Below are 23,587 nucleotides of genomic sequence, written 5' to 3' on the forward strand. Positions count from 1 at the left end.
TACAATCAAATTCCAAACGCTCAAAATACACTCTAACTAACACAATAGATATCCTTTCTTCCCCGAATGCAGCTCCATTTCTGTACGTTATTTATACACGAAATAGCCTTGGTTACTAGTCATTGACGAAAAAGCAAAGTCATATTAATCTGTCATTCAATCATTAAATTGAATGTGTTATTTTGGTGAAGTCATCGTGTTTTATACTGCGTCTTTGTCAATCAGGAGTTTGCATAATGTCGCCAAATAATTTGCCATCCAGAAACAACGATCAATCGCAACCAACAATACCCAAAAATAGTACTCAGCGTCCGGCATTCACGATCCTGGCGATCGTTCAAACCACGTTGATCTTCACAATTGCATTGATCACCGTTCCACTTCCAAAAATCGCGATAGAATTCAATATCACATCTGCCGATTTACTTCTTGTACTCGCTGCCTACGGACTCCCATTCAGTGGCTTGCTACTTTTTGGTGGGCGGTTGGCAGATAGATTTCAGGGCCGACGGATGTTAGCTATTGGTTTATTTATCTTCGGTATATCCTCCGTTATTGCCGGCATTGCCCCAAATTTCAAAGTGCTTGTCGCCATGCGCTTTGCCCAAGGAGTGGGTGGTGCCCTGATAGCACCAGCAGCAATGGCAGTACTGCGGGCGTTGTTCCCAGAACCCAGAGCTTTTGGCCGGGCAATGGCGACGTGGGGGGGCGTTTCTGTTCTCGGTGCCGTCTCAGGATTTATTCTTTCAGGGGTAGTAACAACCTGGATTTCCTGGCGATGGATGTTTGCTGTTCCGGTTATCGTTTCAATCATTGGCTTAATAAGCATTCGCATACTTCCAGCCGGAATTGATGAGTCTCAACAACATCGGCCTAAACTGGATCTGATTGGTGCGATACTTGCCACATTCGGCATTTCCTTAAGTAGCTATGGACTGATATTAACAGGCGATCACCCATGGACATCATCAGTCGTGCTGACCCCTCTGCTGACTGGTCTTGGCTTATTAATTGCCTTTGCTTTGATCGAACGTCTTGTCCGTGATCCGCTTCTTCCACCGGGATTTGTTTTTGAACGATACCGTCTCACCGGATTGTTTGGCATGTTCCTTGCTGCCGTTGGATCGGGCGTTATCAACTTTATTTTATCACTCTATCTCCAGCAAGAGTTGGGATGGACACCATTGATGACCGCCACCGCATTCCTGCCGTTCGCAATCGCACTCATCGCGACAGGAAAAATGGCAGCGCCTCTGGTTGGTCGCATCGGAGCAGCACGAATGACGAGTGCTGGTCTACTAATCTCTGCGCTCGGTTTTGGATTGTTGGTTGGTATTGATAGAAATACGACTTATATTGCTGGATTACTGCCAAGTCTAATTTTGGTAGCAATCGGTATGTCACTTGCTTTTGCAGGCGCTGCCGTACTTTCTACAATGAATGTGCCACAGCATCAGGCAGGACTTGCCGGCGGGGTCATGAATACAGCCATGGAACTCGGCCCAACCGTTGGTCTTTCAGCATTAATGGCTGTGGCCGCAACACAAATAGATACCGTTGATGGCTACATATGGGCATTCGGAACTGCTGCTGCGGCTTATGCTATTGCAGCGTTGATAGCGCTTTTGCTCACAAGACGAAGTTCTGTCGTACTAGGCAAACCTCGCCATGAATAAAGTTCAAGCAGAGGGAGAAAACGGAAAATCCGCTTCGGTGAATATGTCATCACCACCGAAGCAACACGATATACCTATCTCCATTTATCTGCCTGAACTGACGATATTCATACTCACGGCCTCTGAATTTATGGTCGTGGGTATGATGCCATCGTTGATGGAGGTGTTTGGCGTCACTGTTGCAGATATTGGCTATTTGATCTCATGTGATAACACCTTCTTGAAATCATTGCGTAAATAAAAAAATTCCGCACTTTAAGCTAATTCAGTACTGGCTGCCCCAAAACGGTTTCATCATATTAAAAAATTTACTCTTAAATTTGTTCTCTATCCTGATGTACTGGAGAATGTCCCCTTCCTCCCTCCTTAATTATAAAATTCAATTTATTTATTGAATTATAAAACTGTATAACACCCACTACTTTACCAATCACAAAGCAATAATAAAACAGAAAAAAACAACAATAAACACTTTAAATTCAATTATATATAATTAAACAATTCACGTACCACATAGATGAAAACATCAAGTTGACAGACTCAAACATGCCCACATATTATTTAATCAAAATTTTGAATATTTATATGTTAAAGGTAAAAAAACAGTTCTAGAGAATCGTACTTGAGAATGCCTTGTTGCCATTGCTACGCAGGAAATGTGTACAAATGGCTGTTTCAAAACCCGCGACGGGAATTTATAAGGAGCAATATCATGAAATACGATGTAATTGTTGTAGGCTCAGGTGCAATCTCCAGTTCGATTTCCTATGAACTCGCCAGCAGAAAGTATTCAGTCTGCCGCGTCAGTAGTCTGGATAGAAGTAATGCCGCTTCCAACGCGGCAGGGGCCATGAATGGCTGTTTTGGTGAAGTCACGACAGGTCTAATAGCAAGCCAGCATGGAAAGCTGAAAGTCAGTATGGATTTCAACGCCAAAAAACGATGGCCACAATGGGCTAAAAGACTCGCAGACTCATCCGGCAATCATCAATCACTTTTTACTGCACAAGGAACACATGTCATTCTTAATACTGCCGGAACAGACGAAATAGATACTGATAATTTTCATGCAATCGAAGATGTTCTGACCACTTATAACGAACCTTATGAAACGATTGCCCCTAAACAAATTACTTGGCTAAAACCCAACGAACTTGTTCGGCCGTTAGTGAGTCTTTACATCCCCGATGAACACGCCGTAAATTCCCATCTGCTGCTCGATGTGCTGGATTCTGCTTTTGTAGCCGAAGGGGGAACTATCATCGCAAAAAATGCCAAGCGTGTTCTATCAAAAGATAAAATTATTACTGGCGTTGAACTTGAGGATGGCGAAACGATTCTGGCCGATAAAGTCGTTATAGCGGCAGGTGTGCACTCACTCGATATCCTTGCTGATATGCCAGACATCACAAAACGAATTCCACCGCTATTCTCAGGCAATGGCATTTCCATATTACTTAAACTTCCAGAAGGCATGGAATTGCCATCATCCGTCATTCGGACACCTAATCGTGCGTTCGCATGTGGTTTGCATTGCGTACCAAGAAATGACGGTATTTTATATATCGGCGCAACCAATATCTTAAAAAATAATCCCCGGACTCAAGCAGCCGTATCAGATGTACAGTTCCTGCTTGAGTGTGCGGTTGAACAGCTCCATACAGATTTGTACTATTCTGAGATAGTCTCAATCCAAGTAGGCAACAGACCAATATCGGCAGATGGTTTTCCGCTTATTGGAGAATGTGGAATAGATGGACTCTGGCTTGTGACCGGCACTTATCGGGATGGACTGCACCAATCCCCCTTACTGGCTGACTATATCGCCAATGCAATATATGGGGAAAGCAATACGGATATCGATCTCAGTGATTTTACCCCTATACGGGCGCCATTAGCCGGCCTTTCCCGAGACGTGGTAGCAAAAGAAACTACGTCGCAAATGCTGGGCATGGGTTATGAATGCCTTTGGGATATCAAACCGAATTGGGAACCGGTGATTCAGGAAGGACTGTTACAACGTTATGAGAATTTGGTGAATTCTCTCCACCCCCACTTTACACCACCTCCGGAGGTTATCGCTTTCTCTCACTACGATGACAAGATTAAAAAACGCTTGCTAGAGTACTATGACGTTTGGTCATAAATAATAAGCAATGCCTATTTAGATGCATTAAATAGCATAACCGGAGGTAGCGTGCGTAATCTACCGTGCACGCTATCTTTTCCTCGAATCGATATGCATTCACAGTTATTTCAGGGAATTTGCTTAAGGCTTTGGTGGCTGTGGCTAAGGAAGAGATAAAATAATAAATCGAGATAAGATTTGGAGCGGGAAACGAGACTCGAACTCGCGACCCCAACCTTGGCAAGGTTGTGCTCTACCAACTGAGCTATTCCCGCTTAAATTTTGGTGTGCTGTACTTTCGAAATTTTCTCCGGTACGGGGAGCGCATTATACGAGGAATTATTCTTCTGGCAAGCCCTAAAACACAAAAAATCATTTTTTCTCTCTGGCTGATGATTAAATCAGCAAATTATCAGCTTAATCATCAACACAGAGACGACTTAGATACAAATTTGTACCACACCCGACCTTTTATTTCTGGATAAAATGCTCTCGGTAATACACTAACTCAGCAATAGACTCCCGAATGTCATCCAATGCCTGATGGGTGTTTTTCTTGCTGAAACCAGATAGCATCTCAGGCTTCCAGCGACGACCCAATTCTTTAAGCGTACTGACATCCAAGTAGCGATAGTGAAAATATTTTTCCAATTCAGGCATATAACGGAACAAGAAACGACGATCCTGCCCCACACTATTGCCACAAATCGGGGATTTTCCTGCCGGCACCCATTGTTCCAGAAAAGCAATGGTGGCTTTTTCTGCTTTCTCATCACCACACTGGCTCTGCTTTACTCGTTCCACCAACCCACTGGCTGTGTGTGTCCGTACGTTCCAGTCATCCATCAATGCCAGTTGCTCATCGGACTGGTGTACCGCGATAACAGGGCCTTCCGCGAGGATATTCAATTCCGGGTCGGTAACAATGGTCGCAATTTCAATTATGCGATCACGCTCTGGATCTAGCCCAGTCATCTCTAAATCTATCCAGATAAGATTGTTCTCACTTTTTGACATGATATATCCTAGTTTCCTTCAAAACAGGTAGTCTGTATCCGTGATGTATCATAACGTTTTTGATCACTCACAGCGATAATCAGCAAGATAGATGAAATAAGTGAGGTTCGGTGGCTAAAAATAAACTCTCCAAAGGGCAGCAACGCCGTGTACAAGCCAACCATCAGCGTAGGCTGAACAAGGCTGAGACCAATAAACCAGAAATGGATGACAGCCAGTTTGGTGAGCCGCAGGAAGGCCTGGTAATCAGCCGATTTGGGCAACATGCCGATATCGAAGCTGATGATGCTTCCATACAGCGTTGCAATATCAGAAGAACAATCCGTTCATTGGTCACAGGCGATCGCGTTGTATGGCGCCCTGCGCTACAACTCCAATCTGATGTCAAAGTTAATGGGATAGTCGAAGCAGTTCATGAACGTACCTCTGTTCTTACACGCCCCGATTACTACGATGGCATCAAACCCATTGCGTCAAATATCAACCAAATCGTGATTGTTTCCGCTATCTTGCCGGAACTCTCCCTGAATATTATCGATCGTTATTTAGTTGCTTGTGAAACACTCAATATCGAGCCTTTGATCGTCCTCAACAAAATTGATTTACTGGATGCAGAAAGTCGTGACTGGGTTAACAGCGTCATGGATATTTACCGTCATATCGGCTATCGCGTATTGGAAGTTTCCAGCTATACCGGAGAAGGTATCCCTGAACTCATCTCACTGCTGGCTGATAAAATCAGTATCTTTGCGGGGCAATCAGGTGTTGGGAAATCAAGCCTGCTCAATACATTATTGCCGGATAATGCAGAAAATATTCTGGTCAATGAAGTCTCGGACAATTCGGGTCTCGGTCAGCATACCACCACCACCGCACGCCTTTACCATTTCCCTCTGGGCGGAGATGTGATTGATTCTCCAGGTGTTCGTGAATTTGGTTTATGGCATTTAACACCAGAACAAGTTACACAAGGCTTTATTGAGTTCCATCAATATCTTGGCAGATGTAAATTCCGCGATTGCAAGCATCAAGATGATCCAGGCTGCGCCTTGAGAGAAGCATTGGATCAAGGTGATATTGCAGAAGAACGTTTCGAGAATTATCAGCGGATCTTAGAAAGTATGGCACAGGTTAAACCACGCCGAAATTTCACAGATAGTCAGAAATAAGACAATAATTAACGATACACTGACATTCAAAACAATGGCAGGTACAATGGTAGACTTTTGTCCAATTTGCCAAGAAAAAATCCAAGAGGTTGACGTGCTGGATAATATTAAAATCAGGTTACAATATTTACTGCCAAAACAATGTATTACACATTTAGCAGGCTGGTTTGCCAATAAAAAGGCGGGCTGGATGACACAGCTCGCCATCAAAGCTTTTGCCAAAGTCTATAAAGTAGACATGAATGAAGCAAAAAATCCTTCATTCACCGCTTACTCAACATTCAATGAGTTTTTTGTCCGTCCTTTAAAAGAGGACATACGCCCTATCGTCAATGAGACCTCTCAATTGGCTCTGCCCGCAGACGGAACCGTCAGCCAGCTTGGGGCTATCCGTGAAGATCAAATTATTCAGGCCAAGGGCCACTATTACACTGTGGAAACACTGCTGGCAGGGCAGTATCAACTGGCAGAGCAGTTCCACAACGGTCAGTTCATCACGACTTACTTATCACCAAAAGATTATCACCGTGTCCATATGCCATGCGATGGTGTGCTAAAAGAGATGATCTATGTCCCGGGCGATCTGTTCTCAGTCAATCCATTGACAGCAGCTAATGTTCCAAATTTGTTTGCACGTAATGAGCGTGTCATCTGTTTATTTGATACAGACTTTGGACCGATGGTGCAAATTCTGGTTGGTGCGACAATTGTCGGCAGTATAGAAACCGTCTGGAGTGGTTGTGTCACACCACCGCGTGAGGGCATCATCAAACGCTGGACTTACCCAACAGAGGGGCAGGAAAATGCGGTTTCCCTGAAAAAAGGAGAGGAAATGGGGCGTTTCAAACTCGGTTCAACTGTCATTAACCTGTTTGCCTCCGATCAGATTCATTTTGCCAATAATTTATACAGTGGTTCACAAACCCGCATGGGAGGCTTAATGGCTCAGGCAGTGGCAACAGAAGAACCTACTGTGAATACAGAGAATCAGTGAATTAAAAATATCGTCAGCGAATTTTAAAGCCAAGGAGCCCCTTATTGTGCACCTGATTATCAGTTTATTTCTCAGCTTGCTGATTGCAAATCCAGCTTTTGCCGCTATAACACAGTTGGATGATACCCAACTGAAAAAAGAGCTGAAGCAAGTTGGAGGCAATAAAAATCCTCATGATTCTGAAATCGCGCAATCACTTCAAGGGGCTATAAATTGGGTTAATGATACAAAATCTGCCAACGAGCGTACTCAGGAATATCAACAGTCGATTGATAATTTTCCTTCTATCATCAAAGCACTTCGCCAGAAAATTATTGCTGAAAGTGATACTGTTCCCCCTATTCCTGCCAATCAATCTATCAGTAATCTAGAACAACAGATTATTCAGACCAGTAGCGAATTGTTGGAACACGGGCGCCAATTACAGCAAGAACAAGACAAAATCCGGGATATCAGTGATTCCATTAATCAGTTGCCTCAACAACAAGTTGAGGCAAAACGTCTGCTGACTGAGGCGATTTCCCGTCTCCAATCTTTGGGTTCTCCTTCTACTCCATTGGCGGAAGCACAATTGACTCTGGCTCAGGCAGAGATCAATGCCCGTAAGGCAGCAACCAATGAACTGGAAATAGCCCAGCTTTCTGCCAATAATCGACAAGAAATTGCCCGTGTTCGCGCTGACTTATTCAAAAAACGCTACCAACGACTGGATCTTAAACTCCAGCAACTGCGCAGTCAGTTAAATAGCCAACGCCAGCAGAAAGCAGAATCAGCACTTGAACATACCGAAATGTTGGCGGAACAAAGTGGCGGGCAACTCCCTCAGTTTTTGCAAGATAAACTTCAGCAAAACCGCCAGCTCTCACAAATGCTCAATCAGCAAACTCAAAGTATGGATGCCATTAGCTCACAGCAACGCAAAGCCGCCAGTGATATTTTGACTGTTCGCCAGACGCTTAATACCATCCGCGAGCAGGCACAATGGCTGAGTGATTCCACTGCACTAGGAGAAGTGTTAAGAGCCCAAGTCACCCGTGTTCCTGATATGCCGAAATCCCAGCAACTTGACAGAAGTATTGTCGAATTGCGAGTCGAAAGGCTGAAACATGAAGAAATGCTGGAACATTCACAACGGGATACCAACCAAAATTCACCAACGTACAGCTCACTGACACCGGCACAAAAGCAAGTCTATGACTCACTAATCCGTACAAGAAAAGAGCTGTTAAGTTCCCTGCTTTCAGGATATGACAACGAAATACTGGAGCTAACAAAGCTCAAAGTCTCCACCAGCCAGTTAAATGATGCCCTAAAAGAAGTACAGGATGCGACCCACCGTTATCTGTTCTGGGTTGCAGATGTCAATCCCATTTCACTGAAATACCCGTTGCAGGTAGTACAAGATCTGACACGCCTGCTATCCCTGGATACATTTTCGCAACTGGGTGGTGCAATCCACAGTATGCTGACCACACAGGATACCCTGCTCTATTTGGTGGGTACTTTACTTCTGGTGATTTTCAGTATTAGCTCCCATCGCCAATACCATGCCTTTCTTGAGCGCTCCAGCAACCGTATCGGCAAAGTAACACAAGACCATTTCACCCTGACCTTACGTACCGTTTTTTGGTCTATCGTCGCGGCATTACCACTGCCAATGCTCTGGTCAGCCATTGGTTATGGCCTGCAAAATGCTTGGCAGTATCCGATGGCTAATGCAATCGGTAATGGTGTACGTGAAACAACGCCGGTTCTGTGGGTCTTTATGCTGAGTGCAGCGTTTGCCCATCCCAATGGCTTATTTATCGCCCATTTTCGGTGGCCGGAAGAACGCATAAAACGGGCAATGCGTTTTTATCGTCTTTCCATTTTCCTGATCGTGCCTCTCATGATGGCACTGATCACCTTTAATCATTACAGCGACCGGGAATTTACCACAACCCTCGGCAGACTCTGTTTCATCATGCTCTGTATTTCCCTGAGTCTGGTAACCAGCAGCCTAAAACGCGCCGGTATCCCGCTTTACATGGATAAACATGGTTCAGGCGAAAATATCGTTAGCTCCGTTTTATGGTGGATACTGCTTTCCGCTCCAATATTGGCAGCACTTGCTGCGATCCTCGGCTATCTGCAAACCTCACAAGCTCTGCTGGGACGTTTGGAAACGTCTGTCGCCATTTGGTTCTTCTTACTGGTCATTTACCACATTGTTCGTCGATGGATGCTGATCCAAAGGCGTAAAATTGCCTTTGAGCGTGCCAAACAGCGCCGCGCTGAGATATTGGCCCAACGTGCTAAAAGTGAAGAAGACTCAGCCAATATCAATAGCAGTGTAGAAGGCTCAATCGAAGTTGAAGAACCCGTCATCGATCTGGATGCAATCAGTGCCCAGTCGTTGGGATTGGTCCGTTCGATCCTGACGATGATTGCCCTCGTTTCACTTATTCTATTGTGGTCTGAATTGCATTCCGCCTTCTCTTTTCTTGAGAATATTCGGCTTTGGGACGTTAGCACAACCATCAACGGTGTCGATAGTGTCCAGCCAATTACCATGGGTTCAGTGTTAATTGCGATCTTAGTTATCATCATTACTACGCAGCTTGTCCGTAATCTTCCCGCACTATTAGAACTCGCTCTATTACAGCATTTGGAGCTGGCACCGGGTACGGGTTATGCCATTACGACACTGACTAAATACAGTATCACTCTCGTTGGTGGTCTGGTTGGTTTCTCGCTGGTAGGCATTGAGTGGTCGAAACTCCAGTGGCTGATTGCAGCAATGGGGGTCGGGCTTGGTTTTGGTTTACAAGAGATCTTCGCCAACATCATTTCCGGCCTGATCATCTTATTTGAAAAACCGATCCGGATTGGTGATACCGTGACTATCCGGGGTCTCACAGGCAGCATCACGAAGATTAATACACGGGCAACTACTCTGTCTGACTGGGACAGAAAAGAAATTATCGTTCCCAACAGGGCATTCATTACAGAACAATTTATTAACTGGTCACTGTCTGACACGATCACTCGTATCGTCCTGACCATTCCTGTTCCGGTAGATATTGAATCAGCAAATGCCACTGATATATTGATGGCCGCAGCCAAAAGCTCACCGCTGATTCTGGATAATCCGATGCCGGAGGTTTATTTAGTGGATCTACAGCAAGGCATTCAAGTTTATGAATTGCGCGCTTACGCCGCAGAAATGGGGCATCGTATGCCTGCACGCCATGAAGTGCATCAACACATTTTGCAGGAATTCCACAAACACAATATTACTTTGCCATTCCCACCATTTCAGGCGCGTGTCGATATTTTTGGGCAAGAAATCCGCAGTTCTACAAGCAACATTTCGGGCCGCAATTCCCCACGTAAGCCAGGAGAACTATAGGCTATTTAAACATTATGGCTATTTAAACATGACCAGACGCATACCTTTTCAAGTAAACGGATTACTGGCATTAAATGGCGTTTCCATCTTAGGGAATGCCATTACTGAAATTGCTATTCCGTGGTTGATTCTTGAAATATCAGGTAGCCCGCTTCTGGTCGCCACCGTGATGTCTGCCAAAATCCTGCCATTAATCTTCTCTATTTTCTTTAGTGCACAATTGGTTGATAAATATGGGGCATTTCGCATCTCATTATTATCTGATCTGGTGAATTTTCTGAGTGTTCTGCTGATACCCGTATTTTATACAATGGATATCCTGCACTTTTACCTGCTGACTATTTTGCTAATCTTTTCCACTATCTTGGATTCTCCGGGACGCCTGGCAAAAGATGTCATGCTGGCGAAGGAGATCAAACAGAATAAAAGCGAACATGAGCTGATCAATGGAATCAACAGTACTATTGAAAATATTTGCGATCTGATTGGCCCTGCCGTTGGTACATTGATTATTGCCATGATTGTTTCACCACAGCTTCCCAATATATCCCCACCTCTTGCAGCACAAACACCTTCTGCCCCAGATGATACAGATTTATCACTGTTCGATTCGGCTTCATTAGCACAGCCACTGATTTGCATGAAGATGATGTCGCTTTAGCTCAACATGCCAGACAGCATGGATTTGGTGTTGTCGCATTATCCTCACGGGGACTGAGCGCCAATTGTGGCAAGGGGCTTCTGTTTGGTTTTGCGAATGAGACAACGCCAGAAACCGCCTTGGATCATGCCAAAAAACTGCGAAAGTGCCTTTCACACATTTGATTGATCAAGCGTTTATTGATCAAGCAGTTGTTGATTACACATTTACTGACGCGTTCCTATTGCAAGCCGATTCATTCCATTCATCAGAGAAATAGCAAAAGTCAGATCGGAAATTTCCTGAACCGAAAAATACTCTTTCAAAGGTAAGTAAACAGCGTCATCAGCATGGCTCGTAGTCACATAAGTTAATGCCTCAGCCCATTCCAATGCCACTTTTTCACGGGCAGTAAATTGGCGACTAACCCTCCATCCCGCCAATTCAGCCAATCTTCGTCCGGTTTCCTGATTCTCCCTCAAGGATTGGGAATGTTTGTTCAAACAAAAAGCGCATCCATTGATTTGAGAAACACGAAGATAAATCAGTTCAACCAGTGGCAAACCCAACGGACTTTTTTCCAATCCTTCTTTTACAGAATGGAAACCTTACAGCAATTCAGGGGATAAATCGTAATGAGCAAGACGTAACTCGCTCATATACAGCACTCCTTATCTTTGTAGCTCAATAATTACCACTGACTCTTGACGACGTGCACGCCCCGAGAATTAGGCATAATTCTTTAATACACTAAGATACCAATTCATAATATCACTTTGTTTAAATTAGATTACATCAAGGAAAAGCAAACTATAAAGGATGACGGATTCTATACTTATTTATTTTTAAAGTCTATTTTCTATTACCATCAGGATAACACACGCCTATTCATGTCATTGTTAGATAAAGAATTAAAAATCACTTACAAATATCAAATTATAAACAGAAACAGCACGAATATTTCTAGTTCATATCAAAGTGACACATAAATCCATCAGGAAAATAAAACACATTAATTTATGATTAATTCTCGTTAGATAGCTGATTAGTTTTAAACTTTATAATTAACTGAGTTATTTATATAAAATAACTAATTTACAGATAAAAATACCCGTTTATATTTCTCAAGAATGAGATAATCAAAAATTGCTGAACTAACAGTCGTTATATGGGATGATGCTTTAAAAAATGACTCAAATAATTCCATAGATAAATAAAGAATAAATAACAATATATTTCATAGCGTTAGCTTTATTTATGGACTGACCGACAATATAAGTATGGCTATAAATATATGCACAGGGGAAGAAACCACGAAAAAGGACTTTGAAAGTCTCATCCTTCCTATGCGGTTTGCCTTATTAAACTATTTTAAGGATTTGTAATGTTTTACAAAGAATATTTTGTTGATGATCAACATTTTGATTTTCAATATATTGTTGATGGGCTTTATTATCCGTTCTATTTAGAATGGGCACGGCATGCTTTCATGAAAGAAGCATTAGGCTTAGATTTGGAAGAAGAGTTCAAAGCCGGACGTATGCATATGATTCTTGAATATAGTTTGCGTTTTAGAAGAAGCCTACAAAAAGGAAATAAAATGCAAGTAACATGCAAGGTCACCAAGAACGAAAAGCGTAATCGGGTTAATTTTGAGCAACAAATATTGGTTGATGGTAATATATATGCAGATGCGACATTTGTGGCTACTTGCTTAGTCAATGGGCGCCCAACAGTACCTGAAATTGTTATGAATGCTATCGTTGATTAATTGTTTTCAAACGGAAGACAACAGATATACAGAGATAATTTCTTGATCGCCTGCCGCTATTTGCGGCAGTGTTTTTTTAGTTTACACCTGCATAGCGAAGCAGTACTGTCACTATCACCGAAACCAGAATCACGACAATTAGGCTATGTATTAAATGTTAGTTGTTGTGGTATGCCTCCGGCTTTTTAAGGGTGAAACATGGCCAAAGTTGACGTCTGTTGCCGTTATTGTCACAAATAAAAGAAACAGCATCCTGTCGGATACTGTTTTCAATCGATTATTCCCTTAATTTTTCAAGCTATTGCGTTGTGTTCTCACTGATGCTGAAATTTATTGGGTAAATTCAATTTATCAACATCAAACTTGGTACATTTTCCGCAGATAACGAGAAACTGCATCATCAGCATTGGAACCAATAACTTCCATATCCGGTAAAATATCTTTCAGCCGCTGATGAGCGCCCTGCATAATGCACCCCTTGCCTGCCACACTTAGCATTTCTTTATCATTCATACCATCACCAAAAGCAATGCAGTCGGTTAATTGATATCCGAGAGATAGACAAACCTGTTCCAGAGCATGGCCTTTGGAAACACTACCCGCCATGACTTCCAGACAATTTCTCAATGAAAAACTGACATTTACCCTTTCCCCCCAACGTGCTTTGATTCTCTCTTCCAAGTCCACTAAATAATCATGGTCGTCACTGGTGTAATAAACCTTGCATACCCCATCTGTCGTGAAGTTATCACGTTGGAACAGTTGGTAATGGAAAACTGATTCCTGAAAAAACTCTTCTTGCTCAGGCTCTTCACGATTCATCAGCCAATCATCATTGTTAAAGTAGTTAGTCAGAACATCAGGATTATCAAATTCCAATAGGCATAAATCATGAGCTATCTCAGGATCTAAATTGTGGCTGAATACTAGTTCATCCTGAGTATTATGAACCCTTGCTCCATTGGAGGTGATCATATAAGCATTAATACCCAACCCATCTCGGATTTGCCCCACATCAACATGATGGCGCCCTGTCGCAAAAATAAAATGAACCCCTTGTTTTGTCAGCAAGTTCAGCGTTTCCTTGGTATATGGCGTTAATTTATGGTCGGGAGACAACAAAGTGCCATCTAAATCTGAAGCAACAACATGATACATAGTTATAGTTCCTAAACTAAATCAGTTTTGATCAAAAAAATCACAAATTGCATTGAGAGCCTTCGCCCGCAACATATCTTTTTCGAACAGGATTTCGTGATGAGCCCCTTGGATAACCAGAAACTTTTGTTTTTCTTTTCCCATTCCCACTTTTTGGCGTGATCTGCAAAAAGCCAGTAACTCCCGATTACTAACTACCTTATCTTCACTCGCTTCCAACACGATGAGTGGAAGTTGAATTTTCTCCGCATTCTCAACCAAATAATCGCCCATCAACATACTTTCACGCATCCAATGGTAGGTCGGCCCGCCAAGGCGCAATTCAGGATAATCAGCATAATAGCGTAAGTATCGCTGATAACGCGCATAACTGTGGGTTAATATATTGATCAAATAAGGTAATGGCCGCCATTGCCCGGTTGATAATGCATATGCATTGCGTGTTTTAACATTAGGTTCAGCTTGATTAACCAGAAAATTAGCCAGCCAGCGGGGCATCGGTAAATTGATTCCAAACATGGGAGCACATAATGCCACTGCACGAAAAATGGGTTCTTTATGACGCAACAGGAAACGGCTCAGGATCGCCCCTCCCATCGAATGGGCAAGAGCATAACAGCGATGAGGTAGACGAGATATCACTTCCAGTTCAACAAATTTGGCAAAATCATCCACATAATGATCAAACGCTTCGACATGGCCTTTTTGTCTATCATCCAACAGACGCCCTGAACGCCCCTGACCACGATGGTCAATAATGAAAACGTCATAACCCAGATGGTAAAAATCATAGGCCACTTCAGGGTATTTTACGTAGCTTTCGCTGCGACCAGGTAAGATCACCAATGTTTTGTCATGATGAGGGGAACAAAAGGAGACATAATGGATCGGTACATCATCAACACCCATAAATTGGCGTTCTTTCCTTGTTTGCCAGAAATCCAGCAATAATCCATTTGTAAAAGCAGAGAACTGAGGCTCGCGGTTTAACCAGCTTTCTTTCAATATCTCAGGTGCCATTCATCTTCCTTTGCTATCTCCTTCATCTTTCAAGTTGCCTCTTTGGCGGCACTCATTCATCCCAACCACATAGTTAGCTGTGTGGATGGGATTATTTCCCTTGCCGCCGCAAGCGACTCAAAATCTATTGGATATCAGTACCCTTCGGTTATTCAAATTCTTCAAAATGATCACGTATAAGTGCCATAAATGCATCCCCAAAACGCTCCAGCTTACGTTGCCCAACACCATTAATCAGCAAAAGTTCATCCGGAGTTATCGGGCACTGCTCTGCCATCTCAATCAATGTAACGTCATTGAAAACAACAAAAGGTGGAATGTTGTTTTCATCAGCAATGGATTTACGCAATTTCCGCAATTTGGCGAATAATTTGCGATCATAGTTCCCGCTGTAAGATTTGTTTTGCTGATTGCGGCTTTTCAAGTTTTGGATGCGGGGCACCGCAAGCTGCAATTGAACGGCTCCCCGCAACACTGGCCGCGAAGCCTCTGTCAGTTGCAATGCAGAATAATTGGCAATGTTTTGGCTAATCAACCCCAGATGAATAAGCTGACGCAAGACACTCATCCAATGTTCTTGACTCTGCTCTTTGCCAATACCATACACAGGCAGTTTGTCGTGCCCGAAGTCTCTAATGCGTTGATTATTCGCACCGCGAAGTACTTCTACAATATAGCCAATCCCAAAACGTTGTCCAACGCGATAAATACAAGATAGCGCTTTTTGCGCCTCGACCAGACCATCGTAACGCTTGGGAGGATCAAGGCAGATATCACAGTTACCACAAGCTGTCTGGTGACTTTCCCCGAAATAATTCAGCAGTACCAGACGCCGGCAAGTCTGCGCCTCCGCAAATGCGCCCATGGCGTTGAGTTTATGCCGTTCGATATCTTGTTGCTCACCAGCCTGCTTTTCTTCCAGACAGCGACGCAACCAAGCTATATCAGCAGGATCGTAAAACAACACTGCTTCAGCGGGTAAACCATCCCGTCCGGCCCGGCCGGTTTCCTGATAATAGGATTCGATATTACGGGGAATATCAAAATGCACGACAAAACGCACATTGGGTTTATTAATTCCCATACCAAATGCAACGGTCGCCACAACTACCTGTAAATCGTCCCGTTGAAACGCATCTTGTACCCATGCACGTTGGTTGTTCTCCAACCCCGCATGGTAAGATGCAACGCTAAGCCCCCGCTTTTGCAGGCGCTCCGCTGTTTCTTCTACTTTAGTGCGGCTGTTGCAGTAAATAATCCCACTTTTTCCTTGCTGACCACGAACAAATGACCAAAGCTGATCGAGCGGTTTATATTTCTCCACTAACGTATAGCGAATATTGGGACGGTCAAAGCTGCTGATATGGATAATTGGCTCATGCAGTTCCAGTAAACGCACAATATCCTGACGGGTAGTTTTATCCGCCGTAGCTGTCAATGCAATCACGGGAAGATTGGTGAATCGGCGACGAAGCTGCCCTAGCGCCCGGTATTCTGGGCGGAAATCATGTCCCCACTGGGAAATACAGTGAGCTTCATCGACAGCCAGTAAAACAGGCTGCCAATCGTGAAGATGTTCAAGGAAGTTATCTGTCACCAGCCGTTCAGGGGCAATATAGAGCAGTTTAATGCTCCCCTGACGACAACGCTGAATAATATCAAATTGCTGTTCGCGGCTTTGAGTTGAATTCAGGCATTCTGCTTCCACTCCATTCGCCCGTAACTGATCAACCTGATCTTTCATCAGTGAAATCAAGGGGGAAACAACCAGCGTCAGCCCATTTTTAACCAGTGCGGGAATTTGGTAGCACAGCGATTTGCCGCCTCCCGTTGGCATAACTACCAGACAGTCACGCCCGTCAAGAACGGCGTCGATAACCTGCTGCTGTCCCGGGCGGAATTGCTGGTATCCGAATGTTTTTCTTAATGTTTGTTCAGCCATCGATGCCGTGCTGATGAGTTCTGCGGTAGACACGCCTTTCCCCAATCTTTAGAAAAAACCTTTAAAAAGGCCGTAAAAAATACAGACACGATCTAAACGCCTGTACATTGCGATATCTCACTACCATGTTATACCAACCCATGTTATACCACCCCATGCTATCTCACCGATGGAGCAATTCTTATAGTTATAAAGTAAAAATTATCGCTTATTTTACACACTATATGGTTATTTTTTGTAGTCTGTTTTTTTTCAATGAGCTGTTTTTCGGAATGCTTCACAGACTGGTAAGGCTGATAATAAAAGCATAGACTTAACAAGTTATTAACTATAAAGATTCATTAAACATCAGAATATTTACTTTTTATTATCAGGAAACACACTCATGGAAAATATATCGCGAGCAGATAAAGCATTAACACCGGAGGAAGCCCGTAAACTCATTGGTGAAATTTTTATCTATCAGATGCCATTTAACCAGCTTCTGGGGCTTGAACTGCTTCGTTTCGAACAAGACTACGCAGAACTGCAATTTCGCAAGGAAGAAAAGCTGGTCGGTAATATGGCTCAGAAGATCCTACACGGTGGAGCAATCGCCTCTATACTGGATGTTGCTGGAGGATTGATTTGTGCAAGCCATGCTCTGACAACGTTGGAAACTCTCACAATCCCAGAGATACAAAAGCGACTGTCGACACTGGGTACTATTGATTTGCGAGTCGATTACCTGCGCCCCGGACGCGGTGAGGTATTTACAGCAAGCAGTAATATAATCCGAGCTGGCAATAAAGTATCAGTTACCAGAATCGAACTACACAATGAACAACGGATACATATTGCCAGCGCGACGGGCACTTATTTAGTTGGCTAAATTTTTTGGCCTTATATATTGAAGGTGTTGATGAAAACGCAAAATTTCATTTTTCGTTTCTTACACACCTTCATAATTATTCACATCCCGCCAATTTGCGTATATGCTGCACAATAACAACAAGCAAATTTCCAGCAGTAAATACACTCACCTATTTTCCTTTTTTGGAAATTTTTCTTAGCAAACAATTAAAAATCTCATAGAGTTTTATTTCCAAGATGATTTATTTTCAAAACGCTTTGCTTTCAAAATTAATTAGCCAATCAACATGAGAACAGGTTATGAACAAAAGAACCAAAGCAGAGTCCGAAATCTTAGCTGGCAAGCCCGTCGACGCCACGGTATATATTTGGTATCCCTGCCAGAAATTCCGTATAGGACATTCCTCGGTTTATATTGGCGGCGTCCCCCAATTTCCTTGGCCGGATTTCCGCTCATTAGACGATTTACCCACCCCAGCCCATGATACATCTCAGCCTCCAGACACATCCCTTCGTCTCTCTTCGAGCGAGTCAGGTACCTCTGCCTTCCCTGCCGCACCAAGTGAAGTAAGAACCCGCTCAACATTACCCAATAATCGAATACGTCCAAAAGATGATAATTATGTGAGTTTTTTGGCTGATAGCAGCATCTTCCGGGGAAATTTATCTTTTGCTGGTGTTTTTAGCCATCTTTACGATGATTTCGTCCAGTCACCCCATTTGGAATATTACCTGTTGGACTTAGATGTTCCAGCAATGCAAAGAAAGAAGAATGAAATGTATAATGGAAAAATGTATGGAAACTTACGTTTTGCCCCCACTTATAATGGTATTTATAAAAATTGCTCAACAATGGTTGCGAGAATACTGAAAGCTGGTGGTGTGGAAAATTTGCTAAACCTAGTTCAAAGAATAGGTTATGCAAAAAATATATATTGGACACCTAAAGATATAGCTCAGCTATGTAATGAGTTAAGAAATAATGATAAAGCGGTAAAAGTAAAGAGTACGGATTGTCCTGATAAACTGGAATCATCGTTTAAGACATTGATAGGCCTTCGATAAATATAAAATTATCTATATTCTCTGGGATTCATCCCAAGACATAAGCGCTGTATATTGAAATTCCTTGAGTATAAATCCTTATGAAAAAAGGAATTTAATAGTATGTTTTCTTAAAAAAAGATAAGGTATGGAAAAACTTATGTAAGTGAACCGTTAATATATAAAAGGACTTTAACAACAGCATTTCGTTGGGATACCCCAACCCAAATTACCATTTGCAGATAAAGAGCATGCACTTCCAGCTATTCATTCCATAATGTATTGTATTAATTATATTAACTGTATCGCCAGCAGGAATCATGAAATTCAAATGCCTGGGCCAGTTCACCCAGACAAGATCATGTTTAGGGAGCGACGCGCTACTGACGGAACAGGAAAATATGAAGCATAGGTAGATTATATAAACATAGATAACTCTTTCTTTCCTGAGCATAACAATTTAGCAAAAAATGCTATTTAGATACGTGGGATAATTTAATTTATTACTCATGCTATTAACTACTTGTAAATCATGCTAGCCGATGCCAAATTGTATAGGTTCATGGGCCTAATACCCCTGCATCTCTTCTTAACTATCTAAACATTCAAGGATATTATGAGTAACCAACAGACTGTCAAAGGTATCCTGTATGCCTTGGGCGCCTATATTATTTGGGGGTTGGCTCCCATCTACTTCAAGGAAATACGGCACGTGCCACCCGATGAAATCGTGTCGCATCGTGTTATATGGTCAGTTTTCTTTATGGTGCTGATGCTGACGGCAACCCGTCACTGGCGTCAGGTTTTGACTGCCATCAAACAGCCGAAGATCCTGTTACTGTTAGGTATCACGGCCTTTACGATTGCCAGTAACTGGCTGACTTATATTTGGGCAGTTAATAATAATCATATGCTGGAAGCAAGCCTTGGGTATTTCATCAATCCGTTGGTCAGTGTGCTGTTCGCCATGATATTCCTTGGTGAACGATTCCGTCGTATGCAGTGGATCGCCGTGGGGTTGGCATTTACGGGAGTATTTATCCAGATATGGCAGTTTGGCTCTATACCGGTGATAGGTCTGTATTTAGCAACAACTTTTGCGCTTTATGGATTGATCCGTAAAAAACTGGGAGTAGATGCACAAACCGGTATGTTGATTGAAACAATCTGGGTGTTTCCTGTTGCGTTGGTTTACCTCCTGTTTTTCACACATACACCAACCAGCAATATGCTGAATAATCCCCTATCCCTGAATCTGTTATTGATTGCTGCGGGTATCATTACTACAGTGCCGTTGTTATTTTTTACCGTTGCCGCTGGTCATCTGCGTTTGTCCACACTCGGATTTTTCCAATATCTTGCCCCTACTCTGATGTTCTTGCTGGCAACATTGGTTTATGGAGAAAAGATCGGTCCAGATCGTTTGGTAACGTTTGGGTTTATCTGGGCGGCATTGATCCTGTTTACACTGGATGCGCTTTATACTCAGCGCCGCTTGCGGAAATAAGTAAAGCTAATACGCCCTTCTATGGGCGTATGTATCTATACCGTTCTATACTGGAATTGAGGGGTTTATTACAGCCAATTTTTACGTTTGAAATAGAGATAAGGCGCCAGTCCCGCAGCTATCATCAACCCGATGGCCGCAGGGTAGCCGAATGTCCAGTTTAGTTCCGGCATAAATTCGAAGTTCATCCCATAGCTGGATGCCACCAGCGTAGGAGGCAGGAATACCACGGAAACAACGGAGAAAATTTTGATAATGCGGCTCTGTTCGATGTTGATAAAGCCCATCGCCGCTTGCATCAGAAAGTTAACTTTCTGGAACAAGGATTCATTGTGCGGCAGCAGGGATTCGATATCTCGCAGGATTTCACGGGCCTGTTCAAGCTGATTTGCAGGCAAACGGGCACGGCGTACAAGGAAGTTCAAAGCACGCTGACTATCCATCAGACACAAGCGAACTTTCCAGCCGATGTCTTCCTGCTCTGCCAGATTAGAGAGAGCGGAGTCGAATTCATCCCCTTGCTTACCTTCCATAATGACCCGGCTCAGGGATTCAAGTACGCTGTAAATGTTTTCAATAACGTCAGCTAACTGTTCGATTTTGGTTTCGAACAAGTCCATCAGCAATTCATAGGCATTCCCGTCAACCATGGTCTGGTTACGGGCGCGCATTCGGTATAATCGAAATGCAGGGAGTTCACGCTCTCGCAATGTGTAGAGACGACCGTCACGAATGGTAAACGCGACTGTCGAGTTACCAGCATGGTCTTCGGCATCTTCAAAGTAGAAGAAAGAGTGGACGTGCATGCCATCTTCATCTTCAAAAAAACGTGCCGATGCTTCGATGTCATCCAATTCAGTGCGGGTTGCCAGAACTTGCCCAAGTTCATTTTGGACACGGAGACGATCATCATCCCCCAATCCAACCAAATCTACCCACATGGAGTCGGATAACTTATCACCTTCTTCAAATTCAAGGCGGAGCAGGCGATTATTCTCTAATTTAAATGCGTTCAGCATGTACCATAAGTCTCCTGAAACTCCCTACGTTTATCGTAAGGCGCGAATGTTACGCTTAGAAGAAAAAGCCTGTCAACATTCGACCGGATTATTGGCCGGTTTCAAGTCTGGCATAGGCGGCTACCAGCCATTTGATGCCTTCTCCCTGAAACGCGATTTGTAAGCGGCAATGTTCCTTATCGCCTTCTATATTGATAATCGTCCCTTCACCAAATTTGGGGTGACGTACACGTTGCCCAAGTGCATAACCACTATCATTGGCGCTGATGGGTGTACCAAGCCGCTTGTGGCTGACAGGGCGGGACACTGTTGCCCGCAGACGAACCTCTGTCACACATTCTGTCGGCAGCTCCCCAATAAAACGAGATGGACGATGATACACTTCCTTTCCGTATAAGCGACGACTTTCAGCATAGGTGAGTGTCAATTTTTCCATCGCCCTTGTGACACCTACATAGGCCAGTCGACGCTCTTCTTCCAATCTTCCACCTTCTTCAATGGACATTTGGCTCGGGAACATTCCTTCTTCCACTCCCACAATGAAAACTTGTGGGAATTCCAGACCTTTTGCTGAGTGCAACGTCATCAATTGAACGGCATCCTGATAGGCATCTGCCTGACCTTCCCCGGATTCAAGCGCTGCATGAGACAAAAACGCCTGCAATGGCAGTAGATTTTCATCTTCATCCTGATAACTGAATTGACGGGTCGCCGTGACTAATTCTTCAAGGTTTTCGATACGCGCCTGCGCCTTTTCGCCTTTTTCCTGCTGATACATCGCCCACAGGCCAGAATCGCGGATAATGCGATCGGTCTGCGCATGCAGCGGCATTTCCTGAGTTTCTGTCTCCAGCGCTTCAATTAATTCAATAAAACGTTGTAATGCCGATGCTGCCCGCCCTGCCAGCACTTTCTCCTGAATCAGTAACAGACTACTTTCCCATAAAGTTTTTTGCTGATCACGTGCCATTTGACGCACAACATCAAGCGTTCTGTCGCCGATGCCGCGTGTCGGTGTATTCACCACGCGTTCAAAAGCGGTATCATCATGACGGTTTGCCACTAATCGCAGGTAGGATAAAGCATCTTTGATTTCCTGACGTTCGAAGAAGCGTTGACCACCATAAATGCGGTAAGGCATGGAAGCCTGTAACAAGGCTTCTTCCAGAACACGGGACTGAGCATTGCTGCGGTACAGGATAGCGCACTCTTTCAAAGCCCCGCCATTATCCAACCAATGCTTGATACGACCAACAACATAGCGGGATTCGTCCAATTCATTGAAAGCGCAGTACAGTGAAATAGGCTCGCCTTCACTCCCTTCTGTCCACAAATTTTTGCCCAGGCGATCACTGTTATGGGAGATTAGGGCGTTGGCTGCCTTGAGGATATTGCTGGTGGAACGGTAATTCTGCTCCAAACGGATGGTTTCCGCCCCAGGGAAATCGTTGAGGAACCGCTGGATATTTTCTACCTGAGCACCACGCCAGCCATAAATGGACTGGTCATCATCTCCGACAATCATCACTTTACCGCTATCACCCGCTAACAGGCGGATCCACGCATATTGGATGCTGTTGGTATCCTGAAACTCATCTACCAGAATATTGGTAAAACGTTCGCGGTAGTGTTGTAAAATCTGCGGCTTATTCAACCATAGTTCATGTGCGCGAAGCAGCAGCTCAGCAAAATCCACCAACCCTGCGCGATCACACGCTTCTTGATAGGCCTGATAGATTTTCAGCCATGTCGCTTCCACTGGGTTGCCATAACTTTCGATATGCTGCGGACGCAAACCTTCATCTTTTTTACCATTGATGTACCACATGCCCTGACGGGCTGGCCACTGTTTGTCATCCAAATTCATGGCCTTGATAATGCGTTTGATCAGGCGGTGCTGATCTTCACTATCAAGGATCTGAAAATCCTGCGGCAGGTTCGCATCAAGGTGGTGTGCACGCAGTAAACGGTGAGCAAGACTATGGAACGTACCAATCCACATGCCCCCCTGACTGGTACCAATCAGGTTTTCAATTCGATGACGCATCTCTGCGGCAGCTTTATTAGTAAACGTGACTGCCATGATGGAAAACGGGGAAGCATTTTCAACTGACAGTAACCAAGCGATCCTGTGAACCAATACGCGCGTTTTACCGCTGCCAGCCCCGGCCAGCACCAGCATATTAATACGGGATGCCGCGACCGCTTCGCGTTGTTTATCATTCAGGCTTTCGAGCAGATAAGAAACGTCCATAATTA

The 23,587-nt window shown here is 43.7% G+C and carries 17 protein-coding genes, 1 tRNA gene and 1 pseudogene; 11 read left to right on the forward strand and 8 right to left on the reverse strand.

Annotated elements, in window-relative coordinates; genetic code table 11:
* The first annotated feature begins 236 nt into the window (after positions 1-236).
* From AC5JQI_RS17760 to AC5JQI_RS17770, 3 genes are all read left to right on the forward strand, one after another.
* Complete coding sequence (locus AC5JQI_RS17760) at positions 237-1,676, forward strand: MFS transporter (protein ID WP_493913127.1); 1,440 nt, start codon at positions 237-239, stop codon at positions 1,674-1,676.
* Positions 1,669-1,917 (forward strand): hypothetical protein, encoded by a 249-nt coding sequence (locus AC5JQI_RS17765; protein WP_493913128.1) that lies wholly within the window; start codon positions 1,669-1,671, stop codon positions 1,915-1,917. The genes AC5JQI_RS17760 and AC5JQI_RS17765 overlap by 8 nt, the downstream gene beginning before the upstream one ends.
* 471 nt (positions 1,918-2,388) lie before the next feature.
* Positions 2,389-3,822 carry an NAD(P)/FAD-dependent oxidoreductase gene (locus tag AC5JQI_RS17770; protein WP_493913129.1) on the forward strand — a complete coding sequence of 478 codons (1,434 nt, stop codon included), beginning with the start codon at positions 2,389-2,391 and terminating at the stop codon, positions 3,820-3,822.
* A 181-nt stretch (positions 3,823-4,003) separates the two neighbouring features.
* Here the strand turns inward: AC5JQI_RS17770 and AC5JQI_RS17775 are convergent.
* A tRNA-Gly gene (locus AC5JQI_RS17775) sits at positions 4,004-4,079 on the reverse strand.
* Between the two features lie 196 nt (positions 4,080-4,275).
* Positions 4,276-4,821, reverse strand: a complete 546-nt coding sequence (gene orn, locus AC5JQI_RS17780; protein WP_493913130.1) for an oligoribonuclease — start codon at positions 4,819-4,821, stop codon at positions 4,276-4,278.
* Positions 4,822-4,931: 110 nt separating this feature from the next.
* Between orn and rsgA the strand changes: the two genes are divergently transcribed.
* The 4 genes from rsgA (at position 4,932) to AC5JQI_RS17800 (ending at position 11,036) form a co-directional block, all read left to right on the forward strand.
* Positions 4,932-5,990, forward strand: a complete 1,059-nt coding sequence (gene rsgA, locus AC5JQI_RS17785; protein ID WP_493913131.1) for a small ribosomal subunit biogenesis GTPase RsgA — start codon at positions 4,932-4,934, stop codon at positions 5,988-5,990.
* Positions 5,991-6,084: 94 nt separating this feature from the next.
* Positions 6,085-6,984: an archaetidylserine decarboxylase gene (gene asd, locus AC5JQI_RS17790; RefSeq protein WP_493913132.1), complete on the forward strand. Its 900-nt coding sequence runs from the start codon at positions 6,085-6,087 to the stop codon at positions 6,982-6,984.
* A gap of 46 nt (positions 6,985-7,030) precedes the next feature.
* Positions 7,031-10,375 (forward strand): miniconductance mechanosensitive channel MscM, encoded by a 3,345-nt coding sequence (gene mscM / locus AC5JQI_RS17795; protein WP_493913133.1) that lies wholly within the window; start codon positions 7,031-7,033, stop codon positions 10,373-10,375.
* A gap of 28 nt (positions 10,376-10,403) precedes the next feature.
* Entirely contained in the window at positions 10,404-11,036 is a 633-nt protein-coding gene (locus tag AC5JQI_RS17800) for an MFS transporter (protein WP_493913134.1), read from the forward strand.
* A 206-nt stretch (positions 11,037-11,242) separates the two neighbouring features.
* Here the strand turns inward: AC5JQI_RS17800 and AC5JQI_RS17805 are convergent.
* A pseudogene (locus AC5JQI_RS17805) lies at positions 11,243-11,674 on the reverse strand (carboxymuconolactone decarboxylase family protein).
* Positions 11,675-12,399: 725 nt separating this feature from the next.
* On the opposite strand from AC5JQI_RS17805, the gene AC5JQI_RS17810 reads away from it, so the two are divergent.
* On the forward strand, positions 12,400-12,786 hold the full coding sequence (locus AC5JQI_RS17810) for an acyl-CoA thioesterase (RefSeq protein WP_493913135.1): 387 nt from the start codon (positions 12,400-12,402) through the stop codon (positions 12,784-12,786).
* A 357-nt stretch (positions 12,787-13,143) separates the two neighbouring features.
* Here AC5JQI_RS17810 and yigL read toward each other — a convergent pair whose 3' ends face one another.
* The 3 genes from yigL to recQ form a co-directional block, all read right to left on the reverse strand.
* Positions 13,144-13,944: a sugar/pyridoxal phosphate phosphatase YigL gene (gene yigL / locus AC5JQI_RS17815; RefSeq protein WP_493913136.1), complete on the reverse strand. Its 801-nt coding sequence runs from the start codon at positions 13,942-13,944 to the stop codon at positions 13,144-13,146.
* A gap of 21 nt (positions 13,945-13,965) precedes the next feature.
* Positions 13,966-14,964 carry a lysophospholipase L2 gene (gene pldB, locus AC5JQI_RS17820; protein WP_493913137.1) on the reverse strand — a complete coding sequence of 333 codons (999 nt, stop codon included), beginning with the start codon at positions 14,962-14,964 and terminating at the stop codon, positions 13,966-13,968.
* 148 nt (positions 14,965-15,112) lie between these two features.
* Positions 15,113-16,939: an ATP-dependent DNA helicase RecQ gene (gene recQ / locus AC5JQI_RS17825; protein ID WP_493913138.1), complete on the reverse strand. Its 1,827-nt coding sequence runs from the start codon at positions 16,937-16,939 to the stop codon at positions 15,113-15,115.
* A 352-nt stretch (positions 16,940-17,291) separates the two neighbouring features.
* Here recQ and AC5JQI_RS17830 point away from each other — a divergent pair, with 352 nt between their 5' ends.
* From AC5JQI_RS17830 to rarD, 3 genes are all read left to right on the forward strand, one after another.
* Positions 17,292-17,777, forward strand: a complete 486-nt coding sequence (locus AC5JQI_RS17830) for a thioesterase family protein (RefSeq protein WP_493913139.1) — start codon at positions 17,292-17,294, stop codon at positions 17,775-17,777.
* A gap of 281 nt (positions 17,778-18,058) precedes the next feature.
* On the forward strand, positions 18,059-18,823 hold the full coding sequence (locus AC5JQI_RS17835) for a hypothetical protein (RefSeq protein WP_493913140.1): 765 nt from the start codon (positions 18,059-18,061) through the stop codon (positions 18,821-18,823).
* Positions 18,824-19,418: 595 nt separating this feature from the next.
* Positions 19,419-20,309, forward strand: coding sequence for an EamA family transporter RarD (gene rarD / locus AC5JQI_RS17840; protein WP_493913141.1), 891 nt, complete (start codon positions 19,419-19,421; stop codon positions 20,307-20,309).
* A 68-nt stretch (positions 20,310-20,377) separates the two neighbouring features.
* Here the strand turns inward: rarD and corA are convergent, their stop codons facing one another.
* Together corA and uvrD are read right to left on the reverse strand one after the other, a co-directional pair.
* On the reverse strand, positions 20,378-21,328 hold the full coding sequence (gene corA / locus AC5JQI_RS17845; RefSeq protein ID WP_237385600.1) for a magnesium/cobalt transporter CorA: 951 nt from the start codon (positions 21,326-21,328) through the stop codon (positions 20,378-20,380).
* A gap of 88 nt (positions 21,329-21,416) precedes the next feature.
* Complete coding sequence (gene uvrD, locus AC5JQI_RS17850; protein WP_493913142.1) at positions 21,417-23,582, reverse strand: DNA helicase II; 2,166 nt, start codon at positions 23,580-23,582, stop codon at positions 21,417-21,419.
* Positions 23,583-23,587: the final 5 nt, after the last annotated feature.

The sequence above is a fragment of the Xenorhabdus sp. XBWT genome (genome assembly GCF_059072735.1).

Excerpts from the sequence above, each read along its gene's own strand:
- AC5JQI_RS17760 (WP_493913127.1), top strand. The coding sequence starts at position 237 with ATGTCGCCAAATAATTTGCCATCCAGAAACAACGATCAATCGCAACCA.
- AC5JQI_RS17765 (WP_493913128.1), top strand. The coding sequence starts at position 1,669 with ATGAATAAAGTTCAAGCAGAGGGAGAAAACGGAAAATCCGCTTCGGTG.
- AC5JQI_RS17770 (WP_493913129.1), top strand. The coding sequence starts at position 2,389 with ATGAAATACGATGTAATTGTTGTAGGCTCAGGTGCAATCTCCAGTTCG.
- orn (WP_493913130.1), bottom strand. The coding sequence starts at position 4,821 with ATGTCAAAAAGTGAGAACAATCTTATCTGGATAGATTTAGAGATGACT.
- AC5JQI_RS17800 (WP_493913134.1), top strand. The coding sequence starts at position 10,404 with ATGACCAGACGCATACCTTTTCAAGTAAACGGATTACTGGCATTAAAT.
- AC5JQI_RS17810 (WP_493913135.1), top strand. The coding sequence starts at position 12,400 with ATGTTTTACAAAGAATATTTTGTTGATGATCAACATTTTGATTTTCAA.
- yigL (WP_493913136.1), bottom strand. The coding sequence starts at position 13,944 with ATGTATCATGTTGTTGCTTCAGATTTAGATGGCACTTTGTTGTCTCCC.
- pldB (WP_493913137.1), bottom strand. The coding sequence starts at position 14,964 with ATGGCACCTGAGATATTGAAAGAAAGCTGGTTAAACCGCGAGCCTCAG.
- AC5JQI_RS17830 (WP_493913139.1), top strand. The coding sequence starts at position 17,292 with ATGGAAAATATATCGCGAGCAGATAAAGCATTAACACCGGAGGAAGCC.
- AC5JQI_RS17835 (WP_493913140.1), top strand. The coding sequence starts at position 18,059 with ATGAACAAAAGAACCAAAGCAGAGTCCGAAATCTTAGCTGGCAAGCCC.
- rarD (WP_493913141.1), top strand. The coding sequence starts at position 19,419 with ATGAGTAACCAACAGACTGTCAAAGGTATCCTGTATGCCTTGGGCGCC.
- corA (WP_237385600.1), bottom strand. The coding sequence starts at position 21,328 with ATGCTGAACGCATTTAAATTAGAGAATAATCGCCTGCTCCGCCTTGAA.
- uvrD (WP_493913142.1), bottom strand. The coding sequence starts at position 23,582 with ATGGACGTTTCTTATCTGCTCGAAAGCCTGAATGATAAACAACGCGAA.